The sequence below is a fragment of the Acinetobacter sp. CAU_H_S139_7 genome (assembly GCF_058599305.1).
This window is the reverse complement of sequence record NZ_CM178651.1, coordinates 1,953,754-1,971,001: the sequence shown is the minus strand read 5'-3', so window position 1 is coordinate 1,971,001 and position 17,248 is coordinate 1,953,754. Positions and strand designations below refer to the sequence as shown.

Genomic DNA, 17,248 nt, shown 5'->3' with positions numbered 1-17,248 from the left:
TTTATGGAATGCGACAATTGGCATTAAGTGACAAAATTTCGAACAGAGATTTCGATATTTTTATGTATTTTTTGCATAATAAGTGGTCGAATATTAAAATTTTGTTAAAAACCATAAAAAAATTATTACAAGCCACACATCTCAGGCATAATTATTTCATCTTTAGTTGAACAGGTCACAAATATGGATCCGTCGCCGTGCAGGTCTATGCTTTTAAAACAGAAACATAATTCTGGAGTAATAAAATAATGGAATTTTTATTAGATCCGGGAATATGGGTAAGTTTACTTACGCTTATTATATTAGAAATAGTTTTAGGTATTGATAACCTAGTCTTTATTGCCATTTTGGCCGAAAAACTTCCTCCTGAGCAACGTGATAAAGCGCGTGTCATTGGTCTGTCGCTTGCACTTTTAATGCGTCTGGGCTTGCTGTTTATCATCACTTGGTTAGTTACATTGACTCGACCGCTGATTACTGTATTGGATTGGACATTCTCTGGGCGAGATTTGATTCTTTTATTTGGTGGCTTATTCCTAGTGTATAAAGCCGTTACCGAATTGCATGAAAAAATTGAAGGTAAGCCAGAAGTTAAGCTGACCACCAATGTGGTCTACGCAGGTTTCACCGCAGTTGTGGCACAGATTGTGATCCTTGATGCGGTGTTCTCACTAGATTCGGTGATTACCGCGATTGGTATGGTCGACAACATTAATGTGATGATGGTGGCTATGGTCGTTGCAATGGTGGTCATGCTGTTGGCGTCGAAACCATTAATGACTTTTGTAAACCGTCATCCGACTGTGGTCATCTTGTGTTTAAGCTTCTTACTGTTGATTGGTATCAGCCTGATTGCGGAAGGTTTTGGCTTCCACATTCCTAAAGGTTATATCTATTCGGGTATTGGTGTTGCCATTGCAATTGAAGCCTTTAACCAATTTGGTGAGCGCAATGCGGCAAAACATGAAGCGAAAATTCCTCTGCGTCATCGTACTGCGGATTCTATTTTAAAACTCATGGGTGGCAAGCTCCAAGCTGAAGACCCTGATCAGCTTCAAGCGCAAGAAACTTTTGCGGATGAAGAACGTTATATGATTGGTGGTGTACTGACATTGGCTGAACGGTCAGTCGCGTCGATCATGACACCACGTAGTCAAATTTCATGGGTCAATCTTGATGATTCACCTGAGAAAATTCGTGAACAGGTACTGTCTGTACCGCACAGTTTATTTCCAGTGTGCCGCGGTGGCTTGGATAAAGTGATCAGTATTGCGCGCGCCAAAGAATTGCTCGATGTCTTAGATGATGAAGAGCAATTGAAAGACCTGATCAAACGTCATCGTCCAATTTACATTTTTGAAAAAATGAAAGTCATTGATGCGATAAATACGCTAAGAACGTCTAAAGGTTCATTGGTCTTGGTGAGCGATGAGTTTGGTAATGTGCAGGGCCTTGTTTCACCGCTTGACGTATTTGAAGCGATTGCTGGTGAATTCCCCGATGCCGATGAGCAACTTGATTTGGTGAAGGTTGATGATCAGACGTGGAAGGCGACAGGCATGCTGGATTTATATCAGCTTGAACTAGAACTTGGCATGATCGATTTGGTTGAAGAAGATGCGGGCTATATTAGTGTTGCCGGTTTAATCCTAGATAAAACTCATGGTGATGTACACGTTGGAACTCAACTGGACTACCGTGGTGTTCACTTTGAAGTGCTTGAGTTGGATTCAAATCGAATTAAGACAGTCAATATCACCTATCGTACTGCTTAATCATTGCAAAACTAGATTGTGAGAAAAATGTCAGCCTCGTGCTGGCATTTTTCTGCTTATAAAATAAGCGCTATGCACCTAAATAAAAAGCAGTTATTCTATGCTCGCAATTGGGCTGTCGTATTTGGTCCTTGAAATTACCTGTTTGGTGAAGACAGTTTTTTCTATCCCTGTGGTCATCAAAGCATTGCATTTAGACTATAGCAGTAAAACAAATGATTAAAATAAGAATGGAAACACTTCATGCAACTTTTGGAAAAGGTCATTGATTTAAAAAGCTTTCAGTAGAAAAAAACAAATTCTATTTGAAGAGCTTGAAACTTTTGATCGACAAATTTTCCCAAATGCAATCCCAGCAGAACTGCATCAATTGTTGTATAACCCTGATGTAGTGGCATTACCAATTATTCGTTTTTATCATCGCGGAAAAATAGTTGGGCAAAATATTATTGCCATCTTGAAGCTTAAGACAGCGCATCAACCCTTATATATTCTTAGCTCGCGTGCCGCTTTTTTACCTGACTACCGAAATCAAAACAGAACACTTTCATCTGCAATTCGAGTGACCTTAGGTTATCGTTTAAAATATCCTACGCGTCAGTTATGGTTTGTTTCGAGTTTGATGCAGCCAAAAGTATATCGGCTGTTTGCTTCACGTTCAAAACGCTTTTATCCGCGTGCAGAAGTGCCAATGCCTGAGGATTACTTACAGGTACTTGATCTAATGCAAGACCGTCATGCGAATGTGCAACAGCGCAGTGATGATGTGTTTGTGCATCCATGTGTACTTCCACAGACCACGCCTGAACAATTGATTCGACTTCGAAATCGAGCCAGTCGTCATATCAACTTTTATATGCAACATACGCCTGATTATTTTATTGGTATGGGCTTGATGTGTATCTGTAAATTAGATGTGTTGACTCTGCTAGAAGCGGCGATGAACGTGTTTTTAGGGCGAGAAGTTGCTTAAGCAGAAACTCTCGCCATACTTTATTTAGGCTGAGGTACGGATAAGCTGTATATCCGCATATTCATAAATGGTTTCAGCTTTCATTTGATGAATGTGATCCATAAACGCTACATTAAAACTTCCTGTGCTTTGGCTTCGGGTATAAGCAAGTTGCCCAGCAATGGCAAAGTGGACATGGGCAGACAGCGCTGCAATGACAGGATTAGTGACTGCGCTATAGGCTGCGATCAATGCACCAAGGGCGCAACCCGTAGCAGTAACTTTAGGTTGTAAATGCGAACCACCATTGACTTGGATCACAGCATCAAGTTGTTTTGAGAGAATATAGTCAGACTCACCAGAAATAGCAATGACTTCAGCCTGCGCTAAAAGTGTTTTTGCTTGATGGTAAACATCGGCACTGCTTGCCGTACTGTCAACGCCTTTGGTTTCGATCTGGTTCCCTGCAAGTGTGCTGATTTCCGATGCATTGCCACGAATAGCGGTAGGTTGAAAAGCTAAAAGCTGATCTACCATTTCAGAGCGCCATTTTAAAAATGGTCCATATCCCACAGGGTCTAATACCCACGGAATGTTTTGCTGCTGCGCGGTTTGTGCCGAGATTTGCATGGCTTGCATTTGTTCAGAGGTTGGCGTACCTAGGTTAATACTGAGCGCTGCACTAATACGGGTGAAACTTTCCGCTTCAAAGGGATTATCAATCATGGCAGGTGAGGCGCCCGCAGCCAATAAAATGTTGGCTGCATAATTGGCAGCAACACTGTTGGTGATACATTGTACCAAAGGTTGTTGCGTTTGCAGGGCAGTCCAAGCTTCAGCAACATATGCCACCAAGACATCGGTTTGGTCTTGAATCGATTGTTTTGTGTTAAGCAAGGACAGGTCTAAAAGCTGGGTCATAGTGGATGCCCTTATTTGGTGAAATAGTGGTCTTGATGCTTACATTTGCGACAAAATAAAGTCACATATTGGTCGGCATCATAATCTACGGTGAGCTCATTTGAACCGCAGTACATACAGCGTTTTTGTGAGTAGAAACTCAAACGTGGTTCAATTTTTTGCCATGAACGAGAGACAGGCTGGAAGAAAATGGCTTCGTCATAGCCTAAAAAGCGGAAAAATAAGACTTCGCTCATTTTGCTGAATGGTAGGTTATGCGGTCGAGGCAGCGTTGAAGTTTCCCATTTTTCAGCCACACTGCGTTCACGGTATTGTTGTAAAGTTTTTTTCAACAAGTTGGTGTTAATAAAGTTTTCATTTCTGGGTTGTAAGGCTTTCCGTTGATATAAATACTCCAATGCAGTTTGGATTAAATAATAAATTTGTCCGACTGCGAGTACATCGAGTAAACGATAACAAAACACTTGGAAACTGTTATTTCCCGCAATTTGAATGCCCCAAGTACGGCAGTAAAACTGCATAAATTGGATAATTTCCTGATAGAGCAATTGGTACAAGGCATTTTTGACTTCATCCGCGGTCTTAAAAGGCACACCAAGGCTAAGATTTTCATAAAACCAATAACGTAATTGCTGCGTAACACTAAATAGGCTAGGTTCAGAATAGCCGTCCAAACGTACATTAATATAATACTGATGGGCTTCACTGGCAAAATCTTTGGCAACGAGGATTTGTTCTTTTACCAATTGTTTGACGAGACTATTTTGAAACAGATAATTGGGGGTGATGCTAAAATATTTGATCTGTTCCCAATCAATAAATTCTTGATGTTGTGTATGTTCTTGTGCGTAGTCATCTAATAGAGCCAATAAAAATAATTTATGCATAAAACTGAGCTGGCCCAGCTCAAACTCATAAATGTCTTTTTGATTTTTAGTTTTGCGCTGTTCTTGCTGACGAGTTTCTTTCAATATTTTTTTGCGCTGGGCTAAACAACTGTCGCAGTGGCAATTTAGATTGGAATTGCTAAAAACACGATGTTGGCAGTGGCTACATTCATGAAAGTTAATTTCTTTGTCGTATTGTTCAGCATCCACCCAAAACATGGCCGCCTGACAAAGTGGACAAGGCGTGCTCTCATCAAGTTGTTTGTGCAAAATTTGAAGCGACATAAGATGAATTTGAAACTCAGGATTTTCTCAAATTATACACGCTAAAATTTCAGAAAGGCGTTGTAAATTGCAGTGTAATTGAATAAGCAGAAGTGCTTTGTAAACGCTAGACGGGTGAAGCAACGCAGTGGCGAATATAGGGTAAAAAAATACGGCATGCACCGTATTTTTTGGACTAGTAGAATTTAAACGGGGCAAGGTAGAGAGTCATCTTCCATACCTAGTTTTTTAGCTTCAATCATGGCTTGAACTTTTTTGCTCGGCAACTTTTTACTCCCTAGTGTGTCGTAGTGATTTAGAATGCTGCTGACATCGTGTGCTTGTAATGGCAACCCTTCACAGCTCATGAACAGGGCAATGACTTTATGATCAATTTTTGCAGCATGCATTGCTTGCAGCATTTTTATATTTTCGACGCGGACGATATGGTCTTTTAAGTACATCTCACACCTCTATTTGTTTTGCTTAAGTTTTATCATGCGTTATGCATATTTAGATACAAGCAAAAACTGTGCACAAAATGTAGCCGATTTGAAAATTAAGTTAGATATTTGAAAAGAGCTGGCTTTATATTTTATTGATGTCTTTAAGTTTCTCAGCGTTTGAATGGTAGAGAGCTAATGGCACTGTTTAAGTGTAAAGGCTGGTGCAAATATTGCTAGACAAGCACGGCACGATGTGAGGAGTTGTTTGTTTATTATTCACTTGGTGCAGTCATATGCGCGGGATAAGAACAATAGAATTGAAAAGCCTGTTCAACGTGCCCATATAAATATCATTCAACATACACAGACAGTACGGCAAACTTGTCGTATGATCAAAACATACACAATATAAAGCTGTAGACCAATAGCATTAGGACATGACATGAATATTGCGGCAAATCCAATTATTGAAGCAGATCAAACCGTCTATTTAAAAGACTACCAAAAACCATCTTTTTTAGTAGATAGCATTCACCTCGATATTCAGGTCTATGATGAGCATAGCCAAGTTGATGCTGTGCTGGAGCTGACGCGCCAAACTGAGGGTGATTTGGTTTTACTCGGTCGTGATTTAGAGTTGAAAAGTGTAGTCCTGAATGGTCAGCAACTTAGCCAAGAGCAATATGCGCTTGATGCAGAGCAGTTGGTGATTCGTAATGCACCAAATCAGATCAAACTTGAGACATCGGTGATCATTCATCCTGAGTCAAATACACAACTGGAAGGCTTATACCAAGCCGCATCAGATTTGTTTGTTACCCAAAATGAGCCTGAAGGATTCCGTAAAATTACCTTTTACCCAGACCGTCCTGATGTCCTTTCAGTTTTCACCACACGTGTAGAAGCCGATAAAAAATATCCAGTGCTCCTTGCCAATGGTAACTTGATTGAAGCGGGCGAGGCAGGCGAAGGTCGTCACTATACCATTTGGCAAGATCCAACCAAAAAACCAGCGTATTTGTTTGCTTGTGTGATTGGTGATTTGGCTGTTTTAAAAGACTGTTATGTGACCTCGGAAGGCCGTGATGTAGCTTTAGAAATTTATGCCGAAGAAAAAGATATTCCGAAATGTCATATTGCAATGGAAGCCTTAAAGCATTCAATGCGTTGGGATGAAGAACACTATGGTCGTCCCTATGATTTAGACAACTATATGATTGTGGCTACCAGTGCTTTCAACATGGGGGCGATGGAAAATAAAGGTCTAAACATCTTTAATACGTCATGTGTTTTGGCGGATGAAGAATACACGACAGATGCCGCGATCATGCGTGTACAGTCGGTCATTGCTCATGAATACTTCCATAACTGGACAGGTAACCGCATTACTTGCCGTGATTGGTTCCAATTGTGTTTAAAAGAAGGCTTAACGGTTTTCCGTGATCAATCTTTCTCAGAAGATTTACAGTCTGCTGCGGTTCAACGTATTGACGACGTTGCGGTACTCAAAGCACATCAGTTCCCAGAAGATTCAGGCCCATTGTCTCATCCGCCGCGTCCAGACCACTTTGTGGAAATCAATAACTTCTATACTGCAACGGTCTATGAAAAAGGTGCGGAAATTAACCGCATGATGGCAACCTTATTAGGCAAAGAAAAATTCCGTAAAGGAACTGATGAATACTTTGAACGCCATGATGGTCAAGCTGTGACCGTTGAAGACTGGGTAGCTGCTTTAACCGCAGGTTCAGGCGTAGATTTATCCAACTTCTTAACATGGTATAACCAACCGGGTACACCAAAATTGGAAGCTGAGGGGCATTATGATGCTGCTGCACAAACTTATACCTTAAACTTTAAGCAAAGTTTAAAAGCACATCCTAAGTATCCGAACCTAAAAGCTGTTCCAATTCCTGTCGCTTTAGCACTGTTCGATGCTGCAACAGGTGAGCAATTGGTTTTAAACTCAGACAGTTTATTTGAAAATGCAGTCAAAGACGGTGTATATCTTTTTGACCAAGACCAAGCCAGCATTGTGTTTAGCGGTTTAAGCACGAAACCTGTCGTGTCATTACTGCGTAATTTTTCTGCGCCCGTCAACTTAGAATTTAACTATACCGATGAAGAGTTGGCGTTCCTGATTCAATACGAAACAAATGGTTTTAACCAATGGCAAGCAACGCAAACACTGCTTGAGCGTATTTTACTCAATGGTCATGATGCGCATATTTATATTCAAGCCATTAAAAACACGCTGCCAGATCTTGTTGAACAAGATCCACTCTTGGCATCACGTTTATTTGATGTACCAAGCGAAGGTTATTTGGGTAGCCGCATTGACACCGACTACGAACCAGCGAAGATTCAAGAACAGCGTAATGCTTTAATTGACAAACTGGCACGTGAGTTAGGTGAGTTCTGTAAAGACACTTATTTGGCTTTAGACCCAGATTTGCAAAAAGAGTTCTCACAAGCCATGGGAGTCCGTGCGCTAAAAAACATCATGCTCAGCATGATGGCACGTCAAGGTGATGAAACCGCTTTTGAACTGGCATATCAGCAATATGAAGCCACAGGCAATATGTCTGAACGTTTAGGCGCATTACGTGTCTTGGTGTGGAACGATGCACCGCAAGCAGAAGCTGCTTTACATGATTTTTATCAACGTTTTAAAGATGAGGCTTTGTCACTAGATCAGTGGTTCACACTTCAAGCGGCACATCCTTGTGCTACGACGGAAACCATTCAATACCTCACTTCTCATGTCGATTATGATTTGGGCGTGCCGAACCGTATTCGTTCTGTGAGTGGTGGCTTAAATGCAAACCCAGTGAACACATGGAGTTTTGGTGTGGATCATTTCATTGGACTGGCAAAATATTTAGATGAGAAAAACCCAATTGTTGGCTCTCGTTTACTTCAGGTTTTGTCACGTTGGTACACATTGGCAGAGCCACAGCGTAGCGAAGTGAAAGCAAAGCTTGAGGGGTTAAAACCACAAGTGAAATCTAAAAATGTCAGTGAGACTTTGAGTGGTATGTTAAGTATTTAACTGATCTATGCATAAAAAAAGCCAGTCAGTAGACTGGCTTTTTTTATGCAAACTGAAGAATTACGGCATGAAGAGCTCACATTGGTATTTTTCTAAATAATGAACATTTATGTGAATAGTGTGAAATGAATCGCATTTTATGGGTATAATGTTATGGCATAACAGATGATTAGCTCAATATTCTGTATTTTTTTCGGCTTCTGTATACAGGCTATTGGGCAGACAAACATGTAGAGTGTAAACAGATATGTTAGTTAAAATTGAAGATGGGTTTTATTTAAATACCGTTCATATTATTGCTATTCGTATTGCGAAAAGTGCTGAATTGGGAACATTTCAAGTCAATGTTGAGTATAGCCCGCATAACCATCAGGCTTCGGGGTTATTTCAAAAAACTTTTATGCAACAGTCGGCAGCAGAGCATTATTTGCAAAATTTGCATCAGCAGATTAGTAAAAGCTAATGAAGTGAACGAGTTCTGCTAAACAAAAAAAGACTGCTTCGGCAGTCTTTTTTGTTTAAAACAATACTTAAACTTTTACGATCAGCACAGGTATCGGAGACTGTGTGAGAACATTTTGCGCCACACTACCTAACATCATCTTTTTAAAGCCTGTACGGCCATGTGAGCCCATCAAAATCAGGTCTGCACCGACTTCATCGGCCACATGAATAATACCTTCAGAAGGAGAGATGCCGCGGATCACTTTGATATCCACCTCAATTTCATCACGGTCAAATGAGAGCTTTACTTCGGCTAAACGATCTTGAGCGACTTTTTCAGCATGTAGGAAATAGTCAGTGATGGCTGGTGCAACTTTATAGAAGTCGACTCCGACAAATGGATCGACTGCAATCACGCTCATGAGTGTCACACGACTCTTTAAATCTTTGGCCAACTCAAGTGCTTGTTCAACAGCAGCATAAGACATCGGGGATTCATCGACGGCAACCAAAATGTGTTTGTAGCTCATTATTTTCTCCTTAAGGGTACGTCTTTTTGCGGATCATTTTGCAGTACATGCGAAATCAGCTCACATAAAGACGCGTTATGGTTGATTAAGCTTTAACAATGAGAACTGGGAGCTCAGTAGACTTGAGAACATCTTGAGCAAAGCTGCCTAATAGGAATTTTTGAAAGCCTTTACGGCCATGTGAACCCATCACAATCAAGTCATTTTTTAGTGAAGCAGCCGCTTCGACCACAGCATCTTCAGAGACTTCACCTTTGATGATTTTAGACTGAGCTGTCACACCTTGTTCTTGTGCAATTTGAACTGCATCCTGAAGGGCTTTCTCAGCATTGTTATAGGCTTGTATGAAATAGTCTTTCATGATTGGAGAAGTATAGTAAAAATCAGCATCTTTGAGAGGGTCTTCAGCAACTAAGCTAATCAATGTGAGTTGACTGCCAAAAACTTTGGCAATTTCAGCCGCTTGTTTAACCGCAGAAAAAGAAATTTGTGAACCGTCAACAGGGACTAAAATATGTTGGTAAGCCATCAGAGGGACTCCTTTTTGTATAAGATTTAGTTCTTAATTTATTGATAACACACTGCCATTAAATGTTCAATTTTGATCGGGCTAAAAATTGAAAATTCATGAAATTTAAAGAAAATAATTCAAAAAAAAGCCGATTTACGTGTCCAAAATCTTGAGTGAAAAACTCAAGTTTCAGATTTAAAGCAATATTCTTTAAAAGGTGCTTCTAGTGTTTAAATGAGGCTGAAATGAGACCTGTTTAATCATGCGATGTGATAGAGATTGTATTAGAATCATTTGAAAAAAGGGTGGGGCCGAACAGTATGATTTTTCAATCAATAATAAAAGTACTTATTACTGCTTTCATGATTGTGCTATTGAGTGCGTGTCAAAGTGTAGAAAAGAATACCAAACTGATTGCGGGAACATTCAATACAGCAACCACTATTCAAATGAAAATGCTAGATCGCTTTGCGCCTCCCGATGTCATCGTACATAATAATATTCCATATCAAGCTAGCCCTGAGCTGAATGTTGATATCTATCAACCCCAAAATATTGAACAATTAAACACAGTGCCCACGGTGGTTTGGATTCATGGCGGCGGGTGGGTTTCGGGGTCAAAAGAGCATGCGCGAGGTTATTTCAAACTTCTAGCTAATCAAGGCTTTAACGTGGTCTCGGTAGAGTATCAGTTTGCACCTGAGGCTATTTATCCCACTCAGTTACAGCAAGTCGATCATGCACTGAATTTCTTACAATTGAATGCTGCTCAGTATCATATTAACCCGAACCAACTGTATTTAGCAGGAGACTCTGCTGGAGCCAATATTGCCAGTCATTATGCTGCACTTTTGACGAATCCCGCATTTGCTCAAGCATCCAATTTTAAGCCGAGCATTCAGCCGAAACAGCTTAAAGGGCTAATTTTGCATTGTGGTATTTATGACTTATATCGCTTTGTGAACACCGCTCCTGAGGAACTCAGGCTCATTGAATGGGGCGTTTATAACTTGGTTCAAGCGTATACAGGAGAGCGTAAAGAGGATGCAGCTTTTTTAAAGTCAATTTCAACCAGTGAGCATATTACGCCACAGTATCCACCTGTCTTTATCAGTGGGGGAAATAAAGACTTTTTAACCAAGAGCCAGTCTTTACCTTTCGTCGAGGTGTTGAAGCAGCATCAGGTTGCAGTCACGGAGGCTTTTTATCCAGACTCTAAGGAGTTTTTGGTGCATGAATATCAGTTCATGATGAGCAAACAAGCGAGTCAGATCACCTTTGATCGAACCATTGATTTTATAAAGCAAACCCCAAGGCCGACTGAAACAAAATAAAAAAGTATGCAGAAAGCCTTGTTTAGTTTTTGCTATTTTAAAAACATACCGACCGTTCGGTATGTTTATTATTGAGTTCCTGATGAATCCTATATTAATGGCTTATGCTTTGCTGGCGATGGCAATTATTTCTGAAGTAATTGGTTCGACTTTTTTGGTAAAGTCGGAAGGTTTTACCAAGCTATTGCCTTCACTGGCGGTGGTGGTTTTATTTTCGTTGGCATTTTATTTATTGTCTCAAGTGATTAAAGTGATTCCATTGGGTATCGCTTATGCGATTTGGGCGGGTGTTGGTATTGTTTTAACCGCTCTGATTGGTTACTTTGTTTTCCGACAAAGTCTAGGTTTCGCAGCAATGATCGGTATTGCACTGATTGTTTCTGGTGTAGTTGTGATTAACTTATTTTCAAATTCAACAGGGCATTAAGTTCGATGCAACAAGCAAGTCCACGTAAAAAGGCACCAGAACAGGTTCGCCAAAGTATCCTACAACATGCGATCTGTTTGGCTGCTGAAAAAGGCGTGATTGGGGTCTCCATACAAGCAGTGGCTGATTTGGTTGGTGTGAGTAAGGGTTGTGTTTTTCATCATTTTCCAAACAAACAAAAGCTACTTGAAGCGATGGTTGTGGAACAGCTTGAACAATTAGATCGTGTTATTGATGAGTTGATTAGCCAAGACCGTGATTGTTATGGTTGCTTTACCCGAGCCTATATCGAGATTACTTTGGAAAAGCAGGTGCTAGGCTTGGAGCATTCTTGGTCAGCTATTTCGATGATTATGCTGACGGATCGGACCTTTAATGAGTATTGGATTGAGTGGCTAGAAAAACGTTTAGCGCGACATCAGGATACAGACAATGATTTGGAGCTAAAAATTTTGCGCTATGCTGCAGATGGCATTTGGCTCACAGCATTTACCGAGGTGGAAAATTTGTCTGAGACCATGCAACTTAAGCAAGAATTGATTCAACGAAGTTATCAGCATTAATTTTTCAAGTTAGCAATATTTAAAAAGGCGGATTCAAGCGGCAAGTGCAACAGTATAAAAACCAGCCATAACTTCACTCGGTGTATGCCAACCTAGTGTTTTTCTAGGACGATGGTTGAGTGCAAATTCTATCTGCTCTATTTGTTCGTTTGACACGTCATCAAACGATGACGATTTTGGCAGATATTGCCGGATTAAACCATTCGTATTTTCATTTCTAGCTCGCTGAATAGACTTGTAAGGATCAGCAAAATACGTATCTATGCCAGCATCAGTAATTCTTTTGTGTTCGGAAAATTCCTTGCCATTATCAAATGTCACACTATAAGCATGGCTCATCTGTAAACGATCTAATGCACAAGTAATCGTTTGAGAGGATGCTCTCGTTGACCCTAAATGAACAATATGTACGTACAGGCTCTTTCGATCAACGAGAGTTAATAAAGCACCTTTATGATGTTTACCAATCACCGTGTCACCTTCGAAATCTCCTAAACGTTGTCGTTGATCAATGACCTGGTCTCGGCAATGAATACTTGTTTTATCAATGATTTGACCCCTACGATCCGTGTTTTTGTAACCTCGTTTTCGATATTTCTTCTGATGCCTTAAGTGTAGATGGAGTTTACCGCCTTTTGATTTATCTTGATAAATGTACTGGTAAATCCACTCATGTGAAGGTACATCCAGCCAACAGCGTTGTGTTAAAGCACCTGAAATTTGTTCTGGTGACCAGTCCAAGCCAATCAAATAATCAATATAAGCGAAGGCAAACGCTGTCATGGGTGATGAAGGACGGTACCGTCTTTGACTTGCAAATTTAGCTGCCTGTTGAGCTCTATATCCACGTTGTCCAGTATTTCTTTTTAATTCACGGTAGATGGTTGATCGTGAACGCCCTAACTCCCGAGCAAGGGTAGCGATTGAACTTTTACTTTTCAAAGTAGCATAAATTTCGTATCTTTCATCTTGAGAAAGTTGGGTGTATTTCTTCATTGTGTGCTTTCCAATTGCGAGTTGAAAAAGTCCAATGATTCTACGAATACACCTAACTTTTTCAACTAACTACAAATGTGTCGCACTTGGGATTTGAATCTGCGAAATAAAAAAGCACCCATCGATGGATGCTTTTTATATGAAGGCTTAAACTTTTTTGGCCCTTAACTTAAATATAAGCATAACTGCAAAACCAAAGAGTAGTCCCCAAAAGGCAGAACCAATGCCAAAGAACTGTACCCCAGATGCGCTGAATAAGAACGTCATGAGGGCAGCTTCACGGTCTGATACCGCTTCAAATGCAATCGCGATGTTATGACTAATCGTGCCAAACAAAGCAATACCAGCCAAGGCTGTAATAAAAATCGCAGGGAAAGACAGCAAAAGACTGGTCAGGGTGGCTGCGAATAGTCCCATTAAGATGTAGAAGAAACCGCAGCTCATGCCCGCAATATAACGTTTTGATGGATCAGGGTGAACTTGTTCATCTAAACTGACGGCTGCACTAATTGCTGCGGTATTGACACTATAACAGCCAAAAGGTGCGAGTAAGGCTTGAGCGGTACCCGTCCAACCAATCAGTTGATTGACATGTGGGTTATAGCCATAGCTTTTAATCATGGCAATACCCGGTAAGTATTGCGATGCCATATTGATCACAAACAAAGGCAGCGCTAAACCTAAAAGAGCGGACATGCTGAACTCAGGTGCCATCCAAACAGGTTGCGCTAGGCTCCATGTGATTTGAGCAGTATGGAAGTCTAAGAACAACGGACAGAGTAATAAGCCTGCAATGACTGTAATGACAATGCAATAACGTGGGGTAAGTCGCTTAGAAACAATATAAGCCGCCAGCATGGATAAAATAAAACCCCAATGGTCTTGCATACTGGCGAACAATGAAATACCAAACTTCAATAACACACCTGCCAGCATGGCACTGGTTAGGCTTTGCGGGATATACGTCAGTACTTTTTCAAAGATACCGAAAAAGCCCAAAATGGCAGTAACTAAACCACAGACCAAAAATGCGCCAATTGCTTCATGTAAACTATAACCACTGCCTGTCGCAATAATTAAGGCCAGTGCCGCTGTAGACCATGAGGTCGATACAGGATATTTAAGTTTCCAAGATAAAAGCAGGCCACTCAAACCAATACCCAGACCTAAAGCCCAAAACCATGAGTTGATTTGCGCGGTATTTGCATCTAAGACTTGTGCGGATTGAATGACCAAGACTGAAGACACACTAATGCCAATGAGGAAGGTAATAAAACCTGCGAATACAGCTGGAACTGAGAAATCTTGAAATAATTTTTGCATGAAGATCAAAACATAATCTGAATGAGTGAAAATTACTATTGTTCGAGGATCATACGCTGGTTCTTGAAAAATAAAACAGCACACTATGGATTTTTTATCGAAAATAATGAGATTATTCACGAAAATTACAGTGTAGAAAGTGCCAGTTTTAAGCCGAAGCCACAAAACAGCAGACCGACGGTCGCCACCGCAACGGCTGCAACTTTAAACTGACGATTGAAATAGCTCGCCAGCTTAATACCTGAAAAAATCAGGATACTAAGATAGGCCATACTGATGATTTGTAGAATAATGGAAAGTAAGGCAAAGCTCAGTGCTGGGTAAGCATAATTTGGGTCGACAAACTGAACAAAAAAAGACAGATAAAACAAAATAGCTTTTGGGTTTAAAAGGCTAATGGTCAGCGCTGAACGAAAAGGATGTAAGGTTTGCAACGTACTCTGATCTGTACTTGCTGCAAGCTGTTGTGGGCTAGAGTTCCAGGTTTTGACTCCTGCAATCAAGAGCTTTATACCTAAATATGACAGATAAAGTGCGCCTACAATTTTTAATAAAATAAACAGCCAAGGAAAAGCATGTAAAAGAGATGCTGCACCCAGCACGGTACATAGAATGAGGATCAAATCGCCTGTGAAAACACCTAATGCACCCCAGTAACCTGTCTTAATACCAAATCGTGAGGCAATGGACATCACATAAAGAGAATTTGGGCCTGGCAAAATCACAATTAGAATTGTACCGATGATATAAGTACCGATGTCGATAATACCAAACACAACGTATTCTCAATAAAAAAGCCGATGTTGCATGATAACAAAATCGGCTTTTAAAAGTAGAAAAATCAAGTTAAGCTGAAATTTCTTCATCTAAACCAAAAGACTGACGTAACAGTGTGTTCAGCTGTTGACGGGCTTTAATAAATCCATCAATCCCCCCTTGTAGCAGTTGTGTTGCCATGAGATCATGTTCAATTTGATCTCTAAATTCAGTTTCACTAAGCGAGTTAAGTGGCGCAGCCGTTGAAGCAATATCACTTGCAGACAGTTGTGCTTTGACTTCACGCGTGTCTTGTTCAAGTGCAGCCAATAAATTAGGTGCAACAGTCAGCAGGTCACAGCCAGCTAGTCCCAACACTTGGTCAATACTACGGAAGCTTGCGCCCATAATTTCTGTTTTAACCCCATGTGCTTTATAGAACTGGTAAATTTGCTTCACAGAAAGTACGCCAGGGTCTTTTTCAACGGGATAACTGTCCACGCCTTCGGCCTTTTTGTACCAATCTAAAATACGCCCAACAAAAGGTGAAATTAAAGTGACATTCGCTTCCGCACAAGCATGTGCTTGATGCACACCAAACAAAAGCGTTAAGTTGGTACGAATGCCTTCAGCTTCTAGCACTTTCGCTGCTTGAATACCTGCCCATGTCGAAGCGATTTTAATTAAAATACGATCTTGATCTACGCCGTAGTTTTTATATAGCGCCAGCAGCTCTTTGGCTTTTTCGATGGTGGCATTGGTATCATAAGACAGCGCTGCATCTACTTCTGTGGAAACACGACCCTCAATCAATTTGAGAATTTCAACACCAAATTTGACGGTAAGAATGTCGATTGTGCGTTCAATAAGTAAGTCATCTTCAAAGCCTTCAGCTTTGGCTTGAGCGAAAGCATCTTCAATCAACTCTTTATTTTCAGGTTGACTTGCAGCTGCTGTAATTAGAGATGGATTGGTGGTTGCATCGAGCGGGCGAAATTGGTTAATCGCCGCTAAATCGCTACTGTCGGCAACAATGGTGGTTAAGCTTTTTAATTGGTTTAATGCTGTTTGTGTCATTGATCGTTAGTTCTTAAAGTTATTACCCGTAAAATATTTATAACACAAACTGCTTTTAACCCAAGTAGATTCGGACGTTTTAACAGCAGTTATTATACTTTTTTACGCTGATTTCGGATGTATTGGATTAAAAAACGCGCAGCCGCGCCCAATTCACTTTCACGACTCCAGACCAAGTCCACAAAATATTCAAACTTCGGTGTGAAATCTAGCAGATCTAATATTTTGAGCTGCTTTTTGAGCTGCGGATTTTCATTCAACATTTCTAAGGGTAAAACACCCCAACCAAAGTTTTGCATGATTAAGGCGCAAGCTGAGTGATGGTTGTCTGTCCGCCAATACTGTTTGGAATATAGCAATTCTGGCTTAATGCTTTTATCGCGACTGGCAACCACGATTTGACGGCTATGTTGAATTTGTTCAAAGCTGACTTGTGGAAATTGCGCCAGAATAAAATCTTTATTGGCGACGGGAACTAAAGTTTCGAGTTTTAATTCTACAAACTGTTCGCTGCTTTCCAGTTGCTCACGTTCAAACATCAGCGCCAGTTGTGCTGTGCCGTTGAGTAACATTTTCTGCGCATCTTCTTGAGGTGCAGAAAAAATATTGATTTGTAGACTGGGAAATTCGGCTTCTAATATTGCGATGTAGTCGATCCATTGCATATGTAGAAGCTCAGATACCACTACAATGTTGAGCGAGGACTCCAAACCGTGGCTTAGGGCATAGGCATGCTGTTTCCATTGATTCATTTCGGTCAACAGTTGCTCGGTCTTTTCATACAAGGTCAGGGCTTGCGCAGTTGCTGTGGGCTCACGTCCTTCACGTAAAAAGAGTTGTAAATTTAAGTCTATTTCCAAGTTAGCAATTGACATACTCACGGCCGATGGTACTTTCCCTAACTTGCGTGCAGCAGCTGAAAATGAGCCTGACTCAATCACAGTTTTAAAAATAATCAGTTGCTCTTGATTGATATTCATAATTTTCCAT

Annotated in this window: 17 protein-coding genes; 7 read left to right on the top strand and 10 right to left on the bottom strand. The window is 40.6% G+C overall.

Going from position 1 to position 17,248, the window contains the following annotated elements; translation table 11 throughout:
* Positions 1-248 precede the first annotated feature (248 nt).
* Both AC4MC0_RS09640 and AC4MC0_RS09635 read left to right on the top strand, forming a co-directional pair.
* Entirely contained in the window at positions 249-1,775 is a 1,527-nt protein-coding gene (locus AC4MC0_RS09640) for a TerC family protein (RefSeq protein ID WP_279744060.1), read from the top strand.
* 391 nt (positions 1,776-2,166) lie between these two features.
* On the top strand, positions 2,167-2,748 hold the full coding sequence (locus tag AC4MC0_RS09635) for a hypothetical protein (RefSeq protein ID WP_491887012.1): 582 nt from the start codon (positions 2,167-2,169) through the stop codon (positions 2,746-2,748).
* Positions 2,749-2,772: 24 nt separating this feature from the next.
* On the opposite strand, the gene thiM is transcribed toward AC4MC0_RS09635, so the two are convergent.
* The 3 genes from thiM to AC4MC0_RS09620 all read right to left on the bottom strand — a co-directional run bounded on the left by thiM (position 2,773) and on the right by AC4MC0_RS09620 (position 5,263).
* Complete coding sequence (gene thiM, locus AC4MC0_RS09630) at positions 2,773-3,648, bottom strand: hydroxyethylthiazole kinase (protein WP_490737911.1); 876 nt, start codon at positions 3,646-3,648, stop codon at positions 2,773-2,775.
* A gap of 11 nt (positions 3,649-3,659) precedes the next feature.
* Complete coding sequence (locus AC4MC0_RS09625; RefSeq protein WP_078425033.1) at positions 3,660-4,820, bottom strand: hypothetical protein; 1,161 nt, start codon at positions 4,818-4,820, stop codon at positions 3,660-3,662.
* 185 nt (positions 4,821-5,005) lie between these two features.
* Positions 5,006-5,263 (bottom strand): hypothetical protein, encoded by a 258-nt coding sequence (locus AC4MC0_RS09620; RefSeq protein ID WP_078425034.1) that lies wholly within the window; start codon positions 5,261-5,263, stop codon positions 5,006-5,008.
* A 424-nt stretch (positions 5,264-5,687) separates the two neighbouring features.
* Between AC4MC0_RS09620 and pepN the strand changes: the two genes are divergently transcribed.
* Together pepN and AC4MC0_RS09610 are read left to right on the top strand one after the other, a co-directional pair.
* The gene (gene pepN / locus AC4MC0_RS09615) at positions 5,688-8,297 is read left to right on the top strand and encodes an aminopeptidase N (RefSeq protein WP_078425035.1); all 2,610 of its coding nucleotides are present in this window, start codon (positions 5,688-5,690) and stop codon (positions 8,295-8,297) included.
* A 247-nt stretch (positions 8,298-8,544) separates the two neighbouring features.
* Positions 8,545-8,760, top strand: coding sequence for a hypothetical protein (locus tag AC4MC0_RS09610; RefSeq protein WP_004696898.1), 216 nt, complete (start codon positions 8,545-8,547; stop codon positions 8,758-8,760).
* A gap of 67 nt (positions 8,761-8,827) precedes the next feature.
* Here AC4MC0_RS09610 and AC4MC0_RS09605 read toward each other — a convergent pair whose 3' ends face one another.
* Together AC4MC0_RS09605 and AC4MC0_RS09600 are read right to left on the bottom strand one after the other, a co-directional pair.
* Entirely contained in the window at positions 8,828-9,271 is a 444-nt protein-coding gene (locus AC4MC0_RS09605) for a universal stress protein (RefSeq protein ID WP_078425036.1), read from the bottom strand.
* Positions 9,272-9,356: 85 nt separating this feature from the next.
* A complete protein-coding gene (locus AC4MC0_RS09600; RefSeq protein ID WP_004696902.1) occupies positions 9,357-9,800 on the bottom strand; it encodes a universal stress protein in 444 nt (147 codons plus the stop codon).
* 302 nt (positions 9,801-10,102) lie between these two features.
* Between AC4MC0_RS09600 and AC4MC0_RS09595 the strand changes: the two genes are divergently transcribed.
* The 3 genes from AC4MC0_RS09595 (at position 10,103) to AC4MC0_RS09585 (ending at position 12,106) form a co-directional block, all read left to right on the top strand.
* Positions 10,103-11,116, top strand: coding sequence for an alpha/beta hydrolase (locus AC4MC0_RS09595; protein ID WP_490737910.1), 1,014 nt, complete (start codon positions 10,103-10,105; stop codon positions 11,114-11,116).
* A gap of 82 nt (positions 11,117-11,198) precedes the next feature.
* A complete protein-coding gene (locus AC4MC0_RS09590; RefSeq protein WP_490737909.1) occupies positions 11,199-11,543 on the top strand; it encodes a DMT family transporter in 345 nt (114 codons plus the stop codon).
* Between the two features lie 5 nt (positions 11,544-11,548).
* Positions 11,549-12,106: a TetR/AcrR family transcriptional regulator gene (locus AC4MC0_RS09585; protein WP_490737908.1), complete on the top strand. Its 558-nt coding sequence runs from the start codon at positions 11,549-11,551 to the stop codon at positions 12,104-12,106.
* A gap of 33 nt (positions 12,107-12,139) precedes the next feature.
* On the opposite strand, the gene AC4MC0_RS09580 is transcribed toward AC4MC0_RS09585, so the two are convergent.
* The 5 genes from AC4MC0_RS09580 to aceR form a co-directional block, all read right to left on the bottom strand.
* Positions 12,140-13,102 carry an IS30 family transposase gene (locus tag AC4MC0_RS09580; protein ID WP_005401265.1) on the bottom strand — a complete coding sequence of 321 codons (963 nt, stop codon included), beginning with the start codon at positions 13,100-13,102 and terminating at the stop codon, positions 12,140-12,142.
* Positions 13,103-13,249: 147 nt separating this feature from the next.
* Complete coding sequence (locus AC4MC0_RS09575) at positions 13,250-14,425, bottom strand: benzoate/H(+) symporter BenE family transporter (RefSeq protein WP_336000878.1); 1,176 nt, start codon at positions 14,423-14,425, stop codon at positions 13,250-13,252.
* A 125-nt stretch (positions 14,426-14,550) separates the two neighbouring features.
* Positions 14,551-15,201, bottom strand: a complete 651-nt coding sequence (gene leuE, locus AC4MC0_RS09570; RefSeq protein WP_004696909.1) for a leucine efflux protein LeuE — start codon at positions 15,199-15,201, stop codon at positions 14,551-14,553.
* Between the two features lie 70 nt (positions 15,202-15,271).
* Positions 15,272-16,258 carry a transaldolase gene (tal, locus tag AC4MC0_RS09565; RefSeq protein WP_279678203.1) on the bottom strand — a complete coding sequence of 329 codons (987 nt, stop codon included), beginning with the start codon at positions 16,256-16,258 and terminating at the stop codon, positions 15,272-15,274.
* A 92-nt stretch (positions 16,259-16,350) separates the two neighbouring features.
* Complete coding sequence (gene aceR, locus AC4MC0_RS09560) at positions 16,351-17,238, bottom strand: HTH-type transcriptional regulator AceR (protein WP_325086943.1); 888 nt, start codon at positions 17,236-17,238, stop codon at positions 16,351-16,353.
* Positions 17,239-17,248 lie beyond the last annotated feature (10 nt).

Bases quoted from the DNA above. Each gene is read 5' to 3' on its own strand.
- AC4MC0_RS09625 (WP_078425033.1), bottom strand. From the start codon at position 4,820: ATGTCGCTTCAAATTTTGCACAAACAACTTGATGAGAGCACGCCTTGT.
- AC4MC0_RS09620 (WP_078425034.1), bottom strand. From the start codon at position 5,263: ATGTACTTAAAAGACCATATCGTCCGCGTCGAAAATATAAAAATGCTG.
- AC4MC0_RS09590 (WP_490737909.1), top strand. From the start codon at position 11,199: ATGAATCCTATATTAATGGCTTATGCTTTGCTGGCGATGGCAATTATT.
- AC4MC0_RS09640 (WP_279744060.1), top strand. From the start codon at position 249: ATGGAATTTTTATTAGATCCGGGAATATGGGTAAGTTTACTTACGCTT.
- AC4MC0_RS09585 (WP_490737908.1), top strand. From the start codon at position 11,549: ATGCAACAAGCAAGTCCACGTAAAAAGGCACCAGAACAGGTTCGCCAA.
- AC4MC0_RS09580 (WP_005401265.1), bottom strand. From the start codon at position 13,102: ATGAAGAAATACACCCAACTTTCTCAAGATGAAAGATACGAAATTTAT.
- AC4MC0_RS09605 (WP_078425036.1), bottom strand. From the start codon at position 9,271: ATGAGCTACAAACACATTTTGGTTGCCGTCGATGAATCCCCGATGTCT.
- tal (WP_279678203.1), bottom strand. From the start codon at position 16,258: ATGACACAAACAGCATTAAACCAATTAAAAAGCTTAACCACCATTGTT.
- AC4MC0_RS09610 (WP_004696898.1), top strand. From the start codon at position 8,545: ATGTTAGTTAAAATTGAAGATGGGTTTTATTTAAATACCGTTCATATT.
- aceR (WP_325086943.1), bottom strand. From the start codon at position 17,238: ATGAATATCAATCAAGAGCAACTGATTATTTTTAAAACTGTGATTGAG.
- AC4MC0_RS09595 (WP_490737910.1), top strand. From the start codon at position 10,103: ATGATTTTTCAATCAATAATAAAAGTACTTATTACTGCTTTCATGATT.
- AC4MC0_RS09575 (WP_336000878.1), bottom strand. From the start codon at position 14,425: ATGCAAAAATTATTTCAAGATTTCTCAGTTCCAGCTGTATTCGCAGGT.
- pepN (WP_078425035.1), top strand. From the start codon at position 5,688: ATGAATATTGCGGCAAATCCAATTATTGAAGCAGATCAAACCGTCTAT.
- thiM (WP_490737911.1), bottom strand. From the start codon at position 3,648: ATGACCCAGCTTTTAGACCTGTCCTTGCTTAACACAAAACAATCGATT.
- AC4MC0_RS09600 (WP_004696902.1), bottom strand. From the start codon at position 9,800: ATGGCTTACCAACATATTTTAGTCCCTGTTGACGGTTCACAAATTTCT.